Annotated in this window: 14 protein-coding genes, 1 tRNA gene and 1 pseudogene; 9 read left to right on the top strand and 7 right to left on the bottom strand. The window is 70.0% G+C overall.

Annotated elements, in window-relative coordinates:
* Nucleotides 1-53: 53 nt before the first annotated feature.
* Nucleotides 54-1,331 carry an ABC transporter substrate-binding protein gene (locus EZH22_RS09775; protein WP_203195447.1) on the bottom strand — a complete coding sequence of 426 codons (1,278 nt, stop codon included), beginning with the start codon at nt 1,329-1,331 and terminating at the stop codon, nt 54-56.
* 129 nt (nt 1,332-1,460) lie between these two features.
* Between EZH22_RS09775 and EZH22_RS09770 the strand changes: the two genes are divergently transcribed.
* The 3 genes from EZH22_RS09770 (at nt 1,461) to EZH22_RS09760 (ending at nt 4,089) form a co-directional block, all read left to right on the top strand.
* Nucleotides 1,461-2,204, top strand: coding sequence for a GntR family transcriptional regulator (locus EZH22_RS09770; protein WP_203195446.1), 744 nt, complete (start codon nt 1,461-1,463; stop codon nt 2,202-2,204).
* A gap of 44 nt (nt 2,205-2,248) precedes the next feature.
* Complete coding sequence (locus tag EZH22_RS09765; protein ID WP_203195445.1) at nt 2,249-3,025, top strand: SDR family oxidoreductase; 777 nt, start codon at nt 2,249-2,251, stop codon at nt 3,023-3,025.
* Between the two features lie 74 nt (nt 3,026-3,099).
* Nucleotides 3,100-4,089 carry a threonine ammonia-lyase gene (locus EZH22_RS09760; protein WP_203195444.1) on the top strand — a complete coding sequence of 330 codons (990 nt, stop codon included), beginning with the start codon at nt 3,100-3,102 and terminating at the stop codon, nt 4,087-4,089.
* Between the two features lie 63 nt (nt 4,090-4,152).
* On the opposite strand, the pseudogene EZH22_RS31700 reads toward EZH22_RS09760, so the two are convergent.
* From EZH22_RS31700 to EZH22_RS09740, 4 genes and pseudogenes are all read right to left on the bottom strand, one after another.
* Nucleotides 4,153-4,572, bottom strand: a pseudogene (locus EZH22_RS31700) (IS481 family transposase); the annotation flags it as partial.
* Nucleotides 4,573-4,632: 60 nt separating this feature from the next.
* Nucleotides 4,633-5,328, bottom strand: a complete 696-nt coding sequence (locus tag EZH22_RS09750) for a VIT1/CCC1 transporter family protein (protein WP_203195442.1) — start codon at nt 5,326-5,328, stop codon at nt 4,633-4,635.
* Between the two features lie 517 nt (nt 5,329-5,845).
* A tRNA-Ala gene (locus EZH22_RS09745) sits at nt 5,846-5,921 on the bottom strand.
* A 140-nt stretch (nt 5,922-6,061) separates the two neighbouring features.
* Nucleotides 6,062-6,454 carry a TIGR02300 family protein gene (locus EZH22_RS09740; RefSeq protein ID WP_203195441.1) on the bottom strand — a complete coding sequence of 131 codons (393 nt, stop codon included), beginning with the start codon at nt 6,452-6,454 and terminating at the stop codon, nt 6,062-6,064.
* Nucleotides 6,455-6,648: 194 nt separating this feature from the next.
* On the opposite strand from EZH22_RS09740, the gene aroA reads away from it, so the two are divergent.
* The 4 genes from aroA (at nt 6,649) to folK (ending at nt 10,143) form a co-directional block, all read left to right on the top strand.
* Nucleotides 6,649-8,022: a 3-phosphoshikimate 1-carboxyvinyltransferase gene (gene aroA, locus EZH22_RS09735; RefSeq protein WP_203195440.1), complete on the top strand. Its 1,374-nt coding sequence runs from the start codon at nt 6,649-6,651 to the stop codon at nt 8,020-8,022.
* Nucleotides 8,023-8,036: 14 nt separating this feature from the next.
* Nucleotides 8,037-8,663: a (d)CMP kinase gene (gene cmk / locus EZH22_RS09730; protein ID WP_203195439.1), complete on the top strand. Its 627-nt coding sequence runs from the start codon at nt 8,037-8,039 to the stop codon at nt 8,661-8,663.
* A gap of 152 nt (nt 8,664-8,815) precedes the next feature.
* Nucleotides 8,816-9,652: a dihydropteroate synthase gene (folP, locus tag EZH22_RS09725; protein WP_203195438.1), complete on the top strand. Its 837-nt coding sequence runs from the start codon at nt 8,816-8,818 to the stop codon at nt 9,650-9,652.
* Complete coding sequence (folK, locus tag EZH22_RS09720; RefSeq protein WP_203195437.1) at nt 9,649-10,143, top strand: 2-amino-4-hydroxy-6-hydroxymethyldihydropteridine diphosphokinase; 495 nt, start codon at nt 9,649-9,651, stop codon at nt 10,141-10,143. Before folP ends, folK begins: the two co-directional genes overlap by 4 nt.
* A gap of 90 nt (nt 10,144-10,233) precedes the next feature.
* Here folK and EZH22_RS09715 read toward each other — a convergent pair whose 3' ends face one another.
* Complete coding sequence (locus EZH22_RS09715; RefSeq protein ID WP_203195436.1) at nt 10,234-10,440, bottom strand: CsbD family protein; 207 nt, start codon at nt 10,438-10,440, stop codon at nt 10,234-10,236.
* Between the two features lie 171 nt (nt 10,441-10,611).
* On the opposite strand from EZH22_RS09715, the gene meaB reads away from it, so the two are divergent.
* Both meaB and EZH22_RS09705 read left to right on the top strand, forming a co-directional pair.
* Nucleotides 10,612-11,601 (top strand): methylmalonyl Co-A mutase-associated GTPase MeaB, encoded by a 990-nt coding sequence (gene meaB / locus EZH22_RS09710; protein WP_203195435.1) that lies wholly within the window; start codon nt 10,612-10,614, stop codon nt 11,599-11,601.
* A 184-nt stretch (nt 11,602-11,785) separates the two neighbouring features.
* Complete coding sequence (locus EZH22_RS09705) at nt 11,786-12,427, top strand: pyroglutamyl-peptidase I family protein (protein WP_203195434.1); 642 nt, start codon at nt 11,786-11,788, stop codon at nt 12,425-12,427.
* Here the strand turns inward: EZH22_RS09705 and EZH22_RS09700 are convergent.
* Nucleotides 12,415-13,704 (bottom strand): GGDEF domain-containing protein, encoded by a 1,290-nt coding sequence (locus tag EZH22_RS09700; protein WP_203195433.1) that lies wholly within the window; start codon nt 13,702-13,704, stop codon nt 12,415-12,417. The two genes, EZH22_RS09705 and EZH22_RS09700, sit on opposite strands and share 13 nt — an antisense overlap.
* Between the last annotated feature and the right edge of the window lie 212 nt (nt 13,705-13,916).

Below are 13,916 nucleotides of genomic sequence, written 5' to 3'. Positions count from 1 at the left end.
AGCGCGGGAACGCCCCTGCCGCGAGCGGCAGGGGCGAGGGCCAAAGCCACGTCTCAGGTCGGGAAGGTGCAGGCGTTCTCCTCCGGCGTCGGCGCGATGGCACTGAGCGCGGTCTCCGGGCCGGGCACGGCGGGGCCGAGGATCATGAGGTCCCACTGGTCCTTCACCTCGGCCACCGGCCGGGCGGTCACCGTGTACATCTCCTGGATCAGCTGGTGATCCCAGGCGCGGAAATAGCCCTTGCGGCCCTTCAGGATGTCGAGCTCCGGCTCCTTCTCGAAGAAGGCGATGAGGTCGCCGGCGGCGGTGCTCCTGGTCTCGTTCATGGCGCGGGCCACCACCTTGGTGGCCACATAGTCGCCCCAGGCCTGATTCTCCGGCGGCTTGCCGAACTTCTTCACGAAGGCGGCGACGAACGCCTTGGAGTCCGCCGTCGGCACGTCGTGATGCCAGATCATCGGCCACAGGCCGCCGAACGTGCCCTTGCCCGCGCCCCAGGCCACCGCCGTGTCGAAGCCGAAGCCGCCAAACGGATACTTGAGGCCAAATTCCGAATACTGCTTGATGAAGTTGGTGATCTGGTTGCCGGCGAGGTTGGAGATCACCACGTCGGGGCGCGCCTGCCGCACCTTCAGCAGATAGGGCGAGAAGTCAGTAGCGTCGGTGGGCACCAGCTCGTCGGCGATCACCTCGCCGCCATTGGCGGTGATATAGCGCTTGGCGACGCGGGAGAGATCGTGGCCGAAGGCGTAGTCGGCGGTGAGGAAGAACAGCTTCTTGCCCTTCACCAGCCCGTCGCGAACCATGGCCGCGCCCACCGCCTTCACATATTGCGTGTTGGCGCCTTCCACGTGGAACATGTAGCGGTTGCAGTCCTTGCCGCGCAGGGCGTCGGAATTGCCGCCGGTGTTGACGAACACCACCTTCTGGCGTGCCACCACCTGGGCGATGGCGAGGGCCGAGGCGGAGGAAATCTCGCCGATGATCACCGCCGCCTTGTCGCGCTCGATGTAGCGCTCCGCCTTGGAGGAGGCGGTGGCCGGGTTCACGCTGTCTTCCATCACCAGGTTGATCTTGCGGCCGTTGACGCCGCCGGCCGCGTTCAGCTCCTCCACCGCCAGTTGCACGCCCATCTGCCCGTAGGCGCCGAGCGGGCCGAGGAAGCCGGTGAGCGGGGTGAGGTGGCCGAAGGTGATGGTGTCGGCCTGCGCCCGCGCGATGGCCGGCATGCCGACGCCGCCGAGCAGGGCGGCGGCGCCGGCACCCTTCAGCAGGGTGCGGCGACCGACGGGCGCAGAGGCGAGGGCGCAAAGAGGGGGTGTGTCTTTCACGGCTAGGTCTCCTCCCAATGGCCGGCTTGTCGTTGCGGAGACGGGATTTTTCCCTGTTCCCCGCGCCGGGATGATTGCCGAGTGGCTCGACTATCTGTTATCTGTGATCACACATAGCAGACGGGAAACATGGAACACAAGACAGCATCTGCGGACGCGCGGGACGACGGGATGGCGGAGGCCTCCGGGCTCGACGCCCGCATGGTCCGCATCGTGCGCCAGACGCTGGCGGACCAGGTCTATGGCGACCTGAAGGAGCTGCTACTGGCGGGCCGCGCCGCCCCCGGCGAGCGCTTCACCCTGCGCGGCCTCGCCGGCGCCATCGGCACCAGCGCCATGCCGGTGCGCGAGGCGGTCTCGCGCCTCGTCACCGAGAACGCGCTGGAGGTGCTGCCCAACCGCGCGGTGCGCGTGCCGCTGATGTCCCGCGCCCGGTTCACCGAGCTGCGCCTCATCCGCGTGAGCCTGGAGGGGCTCGCCGTCACCGTCGCCGCGACCGCCGCCACCGACGAGGAGATCGCCGAGGTGGCGCGGTTCGAGCGCCTGTTCGCCGCCGAGCGGGACAAGAAGCGGCCCGACGGCGCCGCCGCCATGCGCCACAACAAGGACCTGCATTTCGCCCTGTACCGTGCCGCGCACCTGCCCACCCTCATGCAGATGATCGAAGGCCTGTGGCTGCAGATCGGGCCGGTGCTGAACCTCGACTTCCGCGCCGGCCCCGAGCGCGTGCGCGAGGGCGAGGCGCACATCCACCACGCCGCCCTCATCGGCGCCCTCAGGGCCCGCGACCCGGAGGCGGCCCGCGCCGCCCTCGTCACCGACATCTGGAGCGCCGGCGACTTCATTCTCTCGCGCGGCGTGCTGCCGGACTGATCCGGCCTCCCCTTCCAGCCAGGACCTCTCACGGAGATATAGAAATGGACCTCGGCATCACCGGCCTCAGGGTGCTCATCACCGCGGGCTCGGGAGGCATCGGCCTCGAGATCGCCCGCGCTTTCCTCAAGGAGGGCGCGCGCGTCGAGGTCTGCGACGTGGACGAAGCGACCCTCGCCGCCCTCGCGGAAACGGCCCCCGGTGCCGTCGGCACGGCGTGCGACGTGTCCGACCGCGCCGCCGTGCAGCGCTTCATGGACGGCGCCCTCTCCCGCCTCGGCGGGCTCGATGTGCTGGTGAACAATGCCGGCATCGCCGGCCCCACCGGCCGGGTGGACCAGATCGACCCGGCGGACTGGGACCGCACCCTCGCCGTGGACATTACCGGCCATTTCAACGTGACGCGGCTCGCCGTGCCGGCGCTGAAGGAGAGCGACAACGCCTCCATCATCGGCCTGTCCTCGGCGGCCGGGCGCTTCGGCTTCCCGCTGCGCTCGCCCTATGCGGCGGCGAAATGGGGCGTCGTCGGCTTCATCAAGTCGCTCGCCATGGAGCTCGGCGAGTTCGGCATCCGCGCCAACGCCATCCTCCCGGGCTCGGTGGACGGGCCGCGCATCCAGTCGGTGTTCCAGAACAAGGCGCGCGAGCGCAACCTGTCGGTGGAACAGGTGCAGGCCATGGCGCTCGCCGCCACCTCGCTGAAGAAGCTCGTCCCGCCGCAGCACCTGGCGAACCTGGCGGTGTTCCTCGCCTCCCCCCTGGGCTCCACCATCTCCGGTCAGGCCATCGCGGTGGACGCCGACCTGCAGATGCTGTTTTGAGCGCCCGATAGCCCCGCCGCGCAGCGGAGGCGGGGCTATCGCCTTTGCCGGGGGCCTCGGCTAGGTTTCGTCCCATGAAGAGCGAACCCATCCGCATGCCCACCGCCGAAGACGTGGACGCCGCCGCGGCACGGCTGGCGGGCGTCGCCGTACGCACGCCCCTCGTCTTCTCCCCCGTGCTCAGCGCGCGCGCTGGAGCCCGCGTGTTCCTGAAGCCGGAGACGCTCCAGCTCACCGGCAGCTTCAAGTTCCGCGGCGCCTACAACCGCCTGGTGCAGATTCCCGAATCGCGGCGGCCGGCGGGCGTGGTCGCCTGCTCCTCCGGCAACCACGCCCAGGGCGTGGCCGCCGCCGCCCGGCTCCTCGGCATGCCGGCGGTCATCGTCATGCCGCACGATGCGCCGGCCCTGAAGCGCGATCGCACCAGGGCCCTCGGCGCCGAGGTGGTGGGGTATGACCGCCGCACCGAGGATCGCGACGCCATCGCCGGCGCCATCGCCGAGCAGCGCGGCGCGACGCTGGTGCCGCCCTATGACGACCCACAGGTGATCGCCGGGCAGGGCACGGTGGGGCGCGAGATCATGGAAGACCTCGCGGCGCAGGGCCTCGCCCCCGACCTCGTGGCCGCCAACGTCTCCGGCGGCGGCCTCATCGCCGGGATCGCGCTGGCGGTGAAGCGCCACACGCCCGGCGCGCGGGTGGTCGCCTGCGAGCCCGCCGGCTTCGACGACCATGCCCGCTCCTTCCGCTCCGGCGTGCGCGAGCGCAACGCCGAGCCGTCCGGCTCCTTCTGCGATGCCCTGCTCGCGCCGATGCCCGGCGTCCTCACCTTCGAGATCACCCGCCCCCTGGTGGGAGAGGCGGCCAGCGTCACCGACGCCGAGGTGGCGCGGGCGGTGGCGTTCGCCTTTCGCGAGCTGAAGCTGGTGGTGGAGCCGGGTGGCGCGGTGGCGCTCGCCTGCTTGCTGGAAGGCCGGCTGAACCTGTCCGGAGGAACAGCGGTGATCGTCCTCTCCGGCGGCAATGTGGATGTGGAGACCTTCATCCGCTGCCTGGGCGCCTGAGGCCGGCCAAGGTCCCGGCCGACCAAGGCATCGCGCGCATTAAGGCATCGCGCGCAGGTCGGCGAACGGGATGCCGCTGCCGGTCAGAACGATCTCGACCCTGTAGGGAACGGCAGCCACCAGTGCATCAAGGAAAGCACGTGCCGTCGCCGTGACGGCCTGGTCGACGAGCGGGGCAAGGGCGAACTTCGAGGTGCGGTCGATGCCGACATGCAGATGCGATTCGCCTTCCGCCGTCCGCACCTCGGCGATCTCACTGTGGAAAAGGCCGATCGGGTCGGCCTTGAACTTGCCTCTGGCCGGCTAGGCGTCCTTCGGGCCGGCCGAACGATCCGCGCAGGAGGTCCGCTTCTTCCATTTGGCGACTGTTTTCTGGTTGATCCCGTAGCGCGCCGCTCGCTCTTTGAGCGGAGCCTTCGATCGCTGGATCGCAGCTCGGATGGCGTGGGTGGTCGTAGCGCTGCCATGGAGTATCTGGCCCAGAACTCCTCCCGGAATGCGGGACCAGCTTCGCTGATTCCCCCACACTCTGGGACTGAACCCCTAGACGGCGTGACCGACCAGCGCCCCGATGGCCGCTGTCGCCGCCATGGCGATCGCGCCCCAGAAGGTCACACGGACGGTCGGCCTCCAGATGTCTGCACCACCAACCCGCGCGCCGAGCGCACCAAGTGCCGCCAGACAGATCAGCGATCCTCCCGAGACGATCGGCGCGATCAGGGCGGCGGGTGCCAGAAGGGAGATGGCCAGCGGAATCGCAGCCCCGACCGTGAACGTCATCGCCGATGTCAGCGCAGCCTGAACCGGACGCGCGACCACATGCTCGGCAAGCCCCAGCTCATCCCGCGCATGGGCGGTGAAAGCGTCCTTTGCCGTCATCTGCTCGGCCACCTGACGCGCCAGCGCCGGCTCGACACCGCGCCGCACATAGATTTGCGTCAGCTCGTTCAGCTCGCTTTCCGGCTGCTCGGCCAACTCTCCCCTCTCCTTCTGCAGATCGGCATTCTCTGTGTCGGCCTGGGAACTCACCGAGACGTATTCCCCCGCCGCCATCGACATGGCACCGGCCACAAGGCTCGCGACGCCCGCGACCAGAATCTCGGACGAATTGGTCGATGCCGCCGCGACGCCCACCATGAGGCTTGCCGTCGAAATAATGCCGTCGTTGGCGCCAAGGACGGCGGCGCGCAGCCAGCCGATACGCGCGATCAGATGGGTTTCCCGGTGGAGGGGTTTCATTGCAATGCCTGCTCGGAGGGTCTGCAGATCGCTGGCAGCATAGCGACGAAGGCCCCGATTGGCAGCTTCAAATTAGAATTAGTCTAATTTTCTGCAGGCCTTCATCCAGAGCGCTTTCTCCCACCCCACGGTTGAAGCGACCGTCGAAAAGCGCCACATGATGCCCTTCCGAGGCGCAAGGCGGTGTAGAGCTCTTCGCGCCGTTCAGTGATCTGCGAGCGCGCTTTTGCAGCAGCAGGGTCGCAACGGTGGCGAGCATTGGAAACCGGCATCGTCTTCGGCCGGGTCTCCGCCGGCTTGTTCGGCGCGAGCACGCGCTTGCCGCGCAGATCCTCGACCGGGTGTGGGAGGCGGTCTGAGCGGTCGCATCCCGCCCAATCCCACCTGATCCCGGCCAATCCCGCTTCTGTCCACCATGGACCGCCACGAGCCAACGCGCGTGCCAGGGCCGATGCTCGGACACGGAGTTTCCGAGATGCAAATTTTCTCGTGTTTTCAGTTATTTAGGATATATTTTTGGTGGAGCCAGGCGGAATCGAACCGCCGACCTCTTGAATGCCATTCAAGCGCTCTCCCAACTGAGCTATGGCCCCACCGGGCCGCGGGCTGCGCACGGGGATCATGAACACGAGGTTCTGAGCCCTTCCATGCGCCGGGAAGTCCCGCGGCGGGGTGCTCGGTGAATCAGATCCGCCGAGCGAGAGCGGCCTTTAAGCACAGGCCGCGTCGGGTATCAAGCCTCTTCGTCGTCCTCGAGGCCCTCACCGATCAGATCGGAGACATCGTCCCCATCATCTTCGTCTTCCTCGAGGAAGGTATCGTCGTCACCCGCCTCGATGTCGTCGTCCACGTCCACGTCGTCGGCCACGGACACCTTGGTGGTGCCCGCGGCCTCCTCGTCGGCTTCCTCGAGGCTGATCACCTCGGCATCCGGCTCCTCGCCGGCGGCCTCCTCGGGAACGGGGCGGGACTCGGCGCGGCTGGAACTGCGTGCCGCCGGTTCAAAATAGGACCTTGGATAGGATTCCCCCGTGAACGGCGACACGATGGGATCCTTGTTCAGATCGTAAAACTTGCGCCCCGTGACAGGACAGATGCGCTTGGTGCCGAGTTCAGGCTTCGCCACGGCAAAGATCCTCGGAGGGCTGTAAAAGGAGCGTGCTCCATTGGCGCCTGACTTTGCCCCTGTCAAGGGCTGATCTCCCCGAGGCCCTCCGATTACCCGCCCGTGACGCCCGCCGAGACCCCGTGCTAGACGACGCAATCGACAAGAGACGATCATCCGGCGTCAGGCCGGCAGACGCCCGAGGAAGCCCGCCCATGTCCGCACCCAGCGCAAGCGCCCCCGCCCCGTCCGGCCACGGAACCTTGCCCGCGACACCCGCCACGGCGCGCCGCTCGCCGCCCCTGTCCGGCCGCGTGCGGGTGCCGGGCGACAAGTCGGTCTCCCATCGCGCGCTGATCTTCGGACTGTTCGCGCAGGGCAAGACGCGCATCACCGGCCTGCTGGAAGGCGAGGACGTGCTCAACACCGCCAAGGCCTGCGCCGCCCTCGGCGCGCGCGTCACCCGCCTCGGCGAAGGCGAATGGGAGGTGGAGGGCGTGGGTGCGCGCGGGCTCTCCTCCCCCGCCGCCCCGCTCGATTTCGGCAATTCCGGTACCGGCGTGCGCCTGATGATGGGGGCGGTGGCGGGACAGAATGTCACTGCCACCTTCGATGGCGACGCCTCGCTGCGCCGCCGGCCCATGAAACGCGTGCTCGATCCGCTCGCCGCCATGGGCGTGGCGTTGGCCGCCGCCTCCGAGGGCGGCCGCCTGCCGCTCACGCTCAAGGGCAGCGCGACCCTGAAGCCCACCGTCTATGAGACCCCCGTCCCGTCCGCCCAGGTGAAATCGGCCGTGCTGCTCGCCGGCCTCGGCGCCGCGGGCGAGACGGTGGTGATCGAGCGCGAGGCCACGCGCGACCATACCGAGCGCATGCTCGCCCATTTCGGCGCCGACGTGCGCGTGGAGCCCCACGGCACCCACGGCCGGCGCATCACCCTGAAAGGCCGGCCAAGCCTCATCGCAGCGCCGGTGGACGTGCCGGCGGACCCCTCCTCCGCCGCCTTCCCGCTGGTGGCGGCGCTGATCGTGCCGGGTTCGGACGTGACCCTCACCGACGTGATGATGAACCCCCTGCGCATCGGCCTCGTCACCACCCTGCTGGAGATGGGAGCGGACATCGCGGTGGTGGCCGAGCGCACCGAGGGCGGCGAGCGGGTGGCCGACCTGCGGGTGCGCCATTCGCGCCTGAAGGGCGTCGAGGTGCCGCCGGAGCGAGCGCCGGCCATGATCGACGAATATCCCGTCCTGGCGGTGGCCGCGGCCTTCGCCGAGGGCGTCACCCGCATGCGCGGCCTCTCCGAGCTCCGGGTGAAGGAGAGCGACCGGCTCGCCGCCGTCGCCGCCGGCCTTGCCGCCTGCGGCATCGCCCATGAGGTGAAGGGCGACGACCTCATTGTCACCGGCAGCGCGGGGGTGCGTGGCGGCGGGCCGGTGGAAACCCACATGGACCACCGCATCGCCATGTCGTTCCTGGTGCTCGGCCTCGCCAGCGAACAGGGCGTGAGCGTGGACGACGTGGCCTTCATCGCCACCTCCTTCCCCACCTTCATGCCCATGATGCGCGGCCTCGGCGCCGTCATCAACTGATGCGGACGATAGCCGTGATCATCGCCATCGACGGGCCGGCGGCCTCCGGCAAGGGCACGCTGGCGCGCCGGCTCGCGGCGCATTACGCGCTCCCCCATCTGGACACCGGCCTGCTCTACCGGGCGGTGGCGGCGCGCTGCCTCGCCCTCGGCCGCCTCGACGACGCGCCGGCGTCGGAGGAGGCGGCACGCCATCTCGACCTCTCGACCCTCGATCCGGAGGCGCTGCGCACGGCGGCACTGGGCGAGGCGGCCTCGGTGGTGGCGGCACGGCAGGGGGTGCGCGCCGCGCTGCTCGACCTGCAGCACCGCTTCGCCGCCCAGCCGGGCGGCGCGGTGCTGGACGGGCGCGACATCGGCACGGTCATCTGCCCCCGGGCGGAGGCCAAGCTGTTCGTCACCGCCACGCCCGAGGTGCGGGCGGAGCGACGCTACCGCGAGCTGGCCAGCCGGGGAGAGCCGATCACCTATGACGCGGTGCTGGCCGACATCCGCAAGCGCGACGAACGTGATTCGGCCCGCGCCACGGCACCGCTGGTGATGGCCGAGGACGCCGCGCTGCTCGACACCTCGCAGTTGGACATTCCGGCCGCCTTCGCCGCCGCCCTCGCCATCGTCGAGGCGCGCCGGCACGGGCGCTAGGCCTGCCGCCCCCGGCGGTGCCCCGCCGCCGGGAGGCCTGAGCGCGCGTGCTCACTCGCCCGCCCGCTTGCCCGCCCGCTTGCCCGCCCCTTGCCCGCCCCTTGCCATGTGAACCCCGCCGCGTTTCAGTGGGGCCCCTCTGGATCACCCCCATGCCCGCTGCTCCTGCCCGCACCCTCCTCGCCCGTGGCCGCGCCATCGCCCTCGGCCCGCGCACCCTCGTCATGGGCATCCTCAACGTGACGCCCGATTCGTTTTCCGATGGCGGACGCAGCGCCGCGCCCGAGGACGCGCTGGCCAATGCCCGGCGCCTCGTCGCCGAAGGGGCGGACATGCTCGACGTGGGCGGCGAATCCACCCGCCCCGGCCACACCCCGGTGGCGGCGGAGGACGAATGGGCGCGCATCGCCCCCGTCATCGCCCCGCTGGCCGGCGAGACCGGCGTGCCGGTCTCGGTGGATACCTACAAGGCCTCCGTCGCCCGCCGCGCGCTGGAGGCGGGGGCGCTGATCGTCAACGACGTGTGGGGCTTCGCCCGCGACCCCGACATGGCTCGGGTGGTGGCCGACTACGATGCCGCCGCCGTGGTCATGCACAATCGCGAGAGCGTGGACGAGGGCATCGACATCGTCGCCGACATGCTCGCCTTCTTCGAGGTGGCGCTGGAGAAGGCCGACAGGGCCGGCCTGAAGCGCGAGCGCATCGTGCTCGATCCGGGCATCGGCTTCGGCAAGAGCTTTCCGCAGAACCTCTCCGCCGTGCGGCGCCTCGACGAGCTGCGGGTGCTGGGGCTGCCCCTGCTGCTGGGCACCTCGCGCAAGTCGCTGATCGGTAAGGTGATCGACACCACCCCGGCGGAGCGCCTGCCAGGCACCATCGCCTCCAACGTCATCGGCATCATGGCCGGCGTGGAGATCATCCGGGTGCACGATGTGGCCGCCCATGTGCAGGCGGCGCGCGTCGCCGAGGCCATCCGGGACGCCCGATGAGGCCCTCGCGCGGCACCACCGCCTATCTCTGCCTCGGCTCCAACGTGGGCGGGCGCGCCGCCACCATGGGCCTTGCCCTCGGCACGCTGGCGCGGGCGGGGCTCACCATCCGGGCGCGCTCCTCGCTCTACGAGACGCCGCCCTGGGGGCCCATCCCGCAGGGACCCTACCTCAATCAGGTGGTGGAGGTGGAAAGCCCGGTGCCTCCGCGGAGCCTGCTCTTCCTCGCGCTCCTGGTGGAGCGGATGCTGGGGCGCGACCGGCCGCACGAGGTCCGCTTCGGCCCGCGGCGCATCGACATCGACATCCTGCTGTTCGGCAGCGAGAAGGTGGACGCGCAGGACCTGGAGATTCCCCATCCCCGCCTCATGGAGCGCGCCTTCGCGCTGGTGCCGCTGACGGAAATCGCCCCGGAGATCGAGGTGGGGGGCGTGCGGGCCAAAGACGCGCTGGCCGGCCTCGACCGCAGCGGCATCCTGAAAGTGACGTGAGGCGGAAGCCGCCCGAAGACACGAGGAAGCCCCGCGCCGCTGCGGCGGCACGGGGATTGCCCTGCGCGGCTCTCACCAGCGCGCGGCGCGTCACATGGTCCGGATGTTGGTGGACCAGGTATCAACCTGGCGCTTCACCTCGTCCTTGGCATAGCCGTAGCGCTCCTGCAGCTTGCCTTCGAGAATCTCGCGATTCCCGTTGATCTGGGTGAGGTCGTCGTCGGTGAGCTTGCCCCACTGCGCCTTCAGATTGCCGGTGACCTGCTTCCAGTTGCCCTCGATGCGATCCCAGTTCATTGGCTCGTCCTCGCTTGAAGTGGAAAGATATGGAAAGAACGTTCACGCTGACGGCGGGTTCCAGATGATGGCGAATCCGATTCTCCGGATCCGCCGGAGGAGCTGACGGGCCAACGGCCCCAGGGCGAACATCCTGCGGAGAGCGAGCTGGTGGGTGGGGACACGGCGGGCATGACGGGCGCACGGCACGAGGACGACGAGAAACTCGCCGCGAGCGTGGCGAAGGGCGAGCGGGCGGCGCTGGCCCGGGCCATCACCCTGGTGGAATCGCGCCGGGCCGATCACCGGCGCCGGGCGCAGGTGCTGTTGCAGTCGCTGCTGCCGCGCACCGGCGGGGCTTTTCGCGTGGGCATCACCGGGGTGCCGGGGGTGGGCAAGTCCACCACCATCGATGCGCTCGGCACCTACCTCACGTCGCAGGGCCACAAGGTGGCGGTGCTGGCGGTGGATCCCTCCTCCACCCGCACCGGCGGCTCCATCCTCGGCGACAAGACCCGCATGTCCCGCCTGTCGGTGGACCGCAATGCCTTCATCCGCCCTTCCCCGTCCAGCGGCACGCTCGGGGGCATCGCGGCGAAGACGCGCGAGACCATGCTGTTGTGCGAGGCCGCCGGCTTCGACGTGGTGCTGGTGGAGACGGTGGGCGTCGGCCAGTCGGAAACGGCGGTGGCCGACCTCACCGATACGTTCCTCGTGCTGATGCTTCCCGGCGCGGGCGACGAGCTTCAGGGCATCAAGAAGGGCGTGTTGGAGCTCGCCGACATCGTCGCGGTGAACAAGGCGGACGGCGACAACATCAACCGCGCCCGCGCCGCCGCTGGGGAATACCGCACGGCGCTGCACCTGCTCGGCGCGCGCCTGCCGCACTGGTCGCCCCCTGTCCTCACCTATTCGGCCCTCACCGGCGCCGGCATCCCGGAGGTATGGGAGCAGGTGGTGCTGCACCGGCAGAAATCGGAAGCTGCCGGCACCTTCGCCGCCACGCGGCGCGCCCAGCAGGTGCGCTGGATGTGGACGCTGCTCAACGAGCGCCTCGCCGAGAAGGTGGCCCACGACCCGGCGGTGAAGGCGCGCCTTCCCGCGCTTGAGAAGGAGGTGGCGGCGGGCACCCTCGCGCCCGCACTGGCGGCGGCAGAGATCGCCGGCCTCATCGGGCTCTAGTGGATCAAAGAGTTGTGGTTCGACCTAATCGCGACAGATGGGTTCCATCTGTCGCGGTCGAATCACTAGAGCGTTTTCGAGCGAAGTGGAGACCGGTCCGCGTGAAGAAAATGCGATCACGCAAAGACATAGGGCGTTTCCCCGATTCCATGAAACGGGGAAACGCTCTAGGACGCCAGGGAGAATGAGCACCCGCCCCGCCCGCCTCCTCGTCTGCGCCTTCGGGCCGTTTCCCGGCGTGCCGGTGAATCCATCGCAGCGGGCGGTGGCCGATCTGCTGCGGCTGCGGCGGCCGGCCCTGGGCGGGCTCGACATCGAGGTGGAGATCCTGCCCACGCGCTGGGATGCCCTCTCCCGCCTCGACGCGCTGCTGGAACGGCGCGTGCCCGATGGCGTGATCCTGTTCGGCGTGGCCGCCCGGCGCCGGTGGGTCTCGGTCGAGACCCTGGCGGTGAATGCGGCGCGCGCCTTGCCTGATGCCGCCCGCCGGCCCCCGCCCGGCCGCCGGCTGCTGGCGGGAGCGCCGGATGCGCTCGGCGCGACGATGCCGGCCGGCCCCCTTCTGGCGGCCCTGCGCGCCGGCGGGGTGCCGGCCGCCACCTCCCGCGACGCGGGCCGCTACCTGTGCAACGCCGGCCTGCTGCATGCCCTCGCCTGGGCGCGGAGGCGTCGGGATGCGGGCGGGCCGCCGCCGGCCGTCTTCATCCATCTGCCCGGACGCAGCGGGCGCCCCCGGGGCGTCTCGCGCGCGGGGATGGCCCGGGCCCTGTCGGCGCTCGTCGTCGCCTTCGCCGCAGCCGTGCGCCACCGCCGTCAGGCGCGCTGAACCTCGATCCGGTCCCGCCCGCGGTGCTTGGCGCGGTAGAGCGCCTCGTCGGCGCGGCGCATGGCGGCATCGGCGGGCACCGCGCCGACGGCGGCGATGGCACAGATGCCCACGCTCGCCGTGAGCACCTTCAGATCCGGATGCACCTCGGCCCAAAGCTCGATGCGCATGGCGCGGCGGATGCTCTGCGCCACCGCCAGCGCCTCCTCCGCCGTGGCGTTGGGCAGGAGGACGGCGAACTCCTCGCCGCCGTGGCGCGCCGCCAGATCCCCGGGGCGGGTGACCGCGCCGCGCACCGCCGCGGCCACGCGCCTCAGGCATTCGTCACCGGCGGCGTGGCCGAAGCGGTCGTTGACCAGCTTGAAATGGTCGAGGTCGATGAGCAGCACCGCGGCCGGCGTGCCCCACCGGGCGCAGCGCGCCCACACATCGCCCATCGCCTCGTCGAAGCGGCGGCGGTTGGCGAGGCCGGTGAGCACGTCGGTGGCGGCGATGGCGGACAGCTCGTCCAGCGCGCGCTTCAGCTCCGTCTGCTGGCGCTTCAGCTCGGTGATGTCGGAATGGGTGAAATAGCCGATGCCGGCAGCGGACCGCCGCGCGATGACCCGCCGCCAGCGGCCGCCGGGAAGCTCGATCTCAAAGGGCGCGCCGACGAAATGCAGGTTGTCCGGCACGAAGCCGTCCGACCAGCGGTCGGGCTGCTGCGCCTTTATCCAGGCGGCGCAGACCACATCCACGAGGGTCGAGCCGATGACCGATTGTCCTTCCGGAACGTCGTAGAGGGCGCGGAACTCGTCGTTGGTGGCGATGATCCGGTCGTTCTGGTCGAGCACCATCGCCCCGTCGGCAATGTGATCGAGCAGGTCGATGGGAAACGCGTCCCACCCGCCCGGCCCGGCGGCCTTGCGCTCCTCCGACAGCTGCTGCCAGATGCGCAGGCGATGGCCATCCGGCGTCGGCAGGGAGGCGACCCGCAGGCGCCGGCCGAGATGGAGGAACACGAAGGGCCGCGACTGCGCCCGATGGCGGGCGATCCCCTCCTCGATGTACCGGTCGATGTTGCGCCGCTCCTCCCCCGCGAGCCGGGCGTCGTAGAAGCGGCGCAGGTTTTCGCGATAGGGCTCGCCGGCATACACATGGCCGGCATGCTCGGGAAAGAAGCGCAGGAACGTGTCGTTCCATAGGAGGGTGTGGTCTTCCGCATCGAACAGGCAGACGGCCATATCGAGAGAATCAAGGATCGTCCCGAAAAATCCGTACACACGCGATTGCGACACGAACGCCTCACCGAGCGCCGAAGACCGGACCACAATAGCAGCGGCAGCGCGATCCATACATGGCTTGCGAAACCGGCTCGCGAAACCGGCTCGCGAAACTTGGCCCGCGAAGCTTTGGCGACGGAAGGTCCGGCGTCCCGATGCAACCGCCCCGCCGGCGGCGTCCCGCGGCCCGTGCGGGATCACCGGCGCGGAGATGCAATGCCAAGTTC

This window comes from Xanthobacter dioxanivorans, assembly GCF_016807805.1.
GTDB lineage: Bacteria > Pseudomonadota > Alphaproteobacteria > Rhizobiales > Xanthobacteraceae > Xanthobacter > Xanthobacter dioxanivorans.
The sequence above is the reverse complement of the archived record's forward strand: the minus strand, read 5'-3'. Positions and strand labels throughout refer to the sequence as shown.

Bases quoted from the DNA above. Each gene is read 5' to 3' on its own strand.
- EZH22_RS09765 (WP_203195445.1), top strand. From the start codon at position 2,249: ATGGACCTCGGCATCACCGGCCTCAGGGTGCTCATCACCGCGGGCTCG.
- EZH22_RS09770 (WP_203195446.1), top strand. From the start codon at position 1,461: ATGGAACACAAGACAGCATCTGCGGACGCGCGGGACGACGGGATGGCG.
- aroA (WP_203195440.1), top strand. From the start codon at position 6,649: ATGTCCGCACCCAGCGCAAGCGCCCCCGCCCCGTCCGGCCACGGAACC.
- EZH22_RS09715 (WP_203195436.1), bottom strand. From the start codon at position 10,440: ATGAACTGGGATCGCATCGAGGGCAACTGGAAGCAGGTCACCGGCAAT.
- meaB (WP_203195435.1), top strand. From the start codon at position 10,612: ATGACGGGCGCACGGCACGAGGACGACGAGAAACTCGCCGCGAGCGTG.
- folP (WP_203195438.1), top strand. From the start codon at position 8,816: ATGCCCGCTGCTCCTGCCCGCACCCTCCTCGCCCGTGGCCGCGCCATC.
- EZH22_RS09760 (WP_203195444.1), top strand. From the start codon at position 3,100: ATGAAGAGCGAACCCATCCGCATGCCCACCGCCGAAGACGTGGACGCC.
- EZH22_RS09705 (WP_203195434.1), top strand. From the start codon at position 11,786: ATGAGCACCCGCCCCGCCCGCCTCCTCGTCTGCGCCTTCGGGCCGTTT.
- EZH22_RS09750 (WP_203195442.1), bottom strand. From the start codon at position 5,328: ATGAAACCCCTCCACCGGGAAACCCATCTGATCGCGCGTATCGGCTGG.
- folK (WP_203195437.1), top strand. From the start codon at position 9,649: ATGAGGCCCTCGCGCGGCACCACCGCCTATCTCTGCCTCGGCTCCAAC.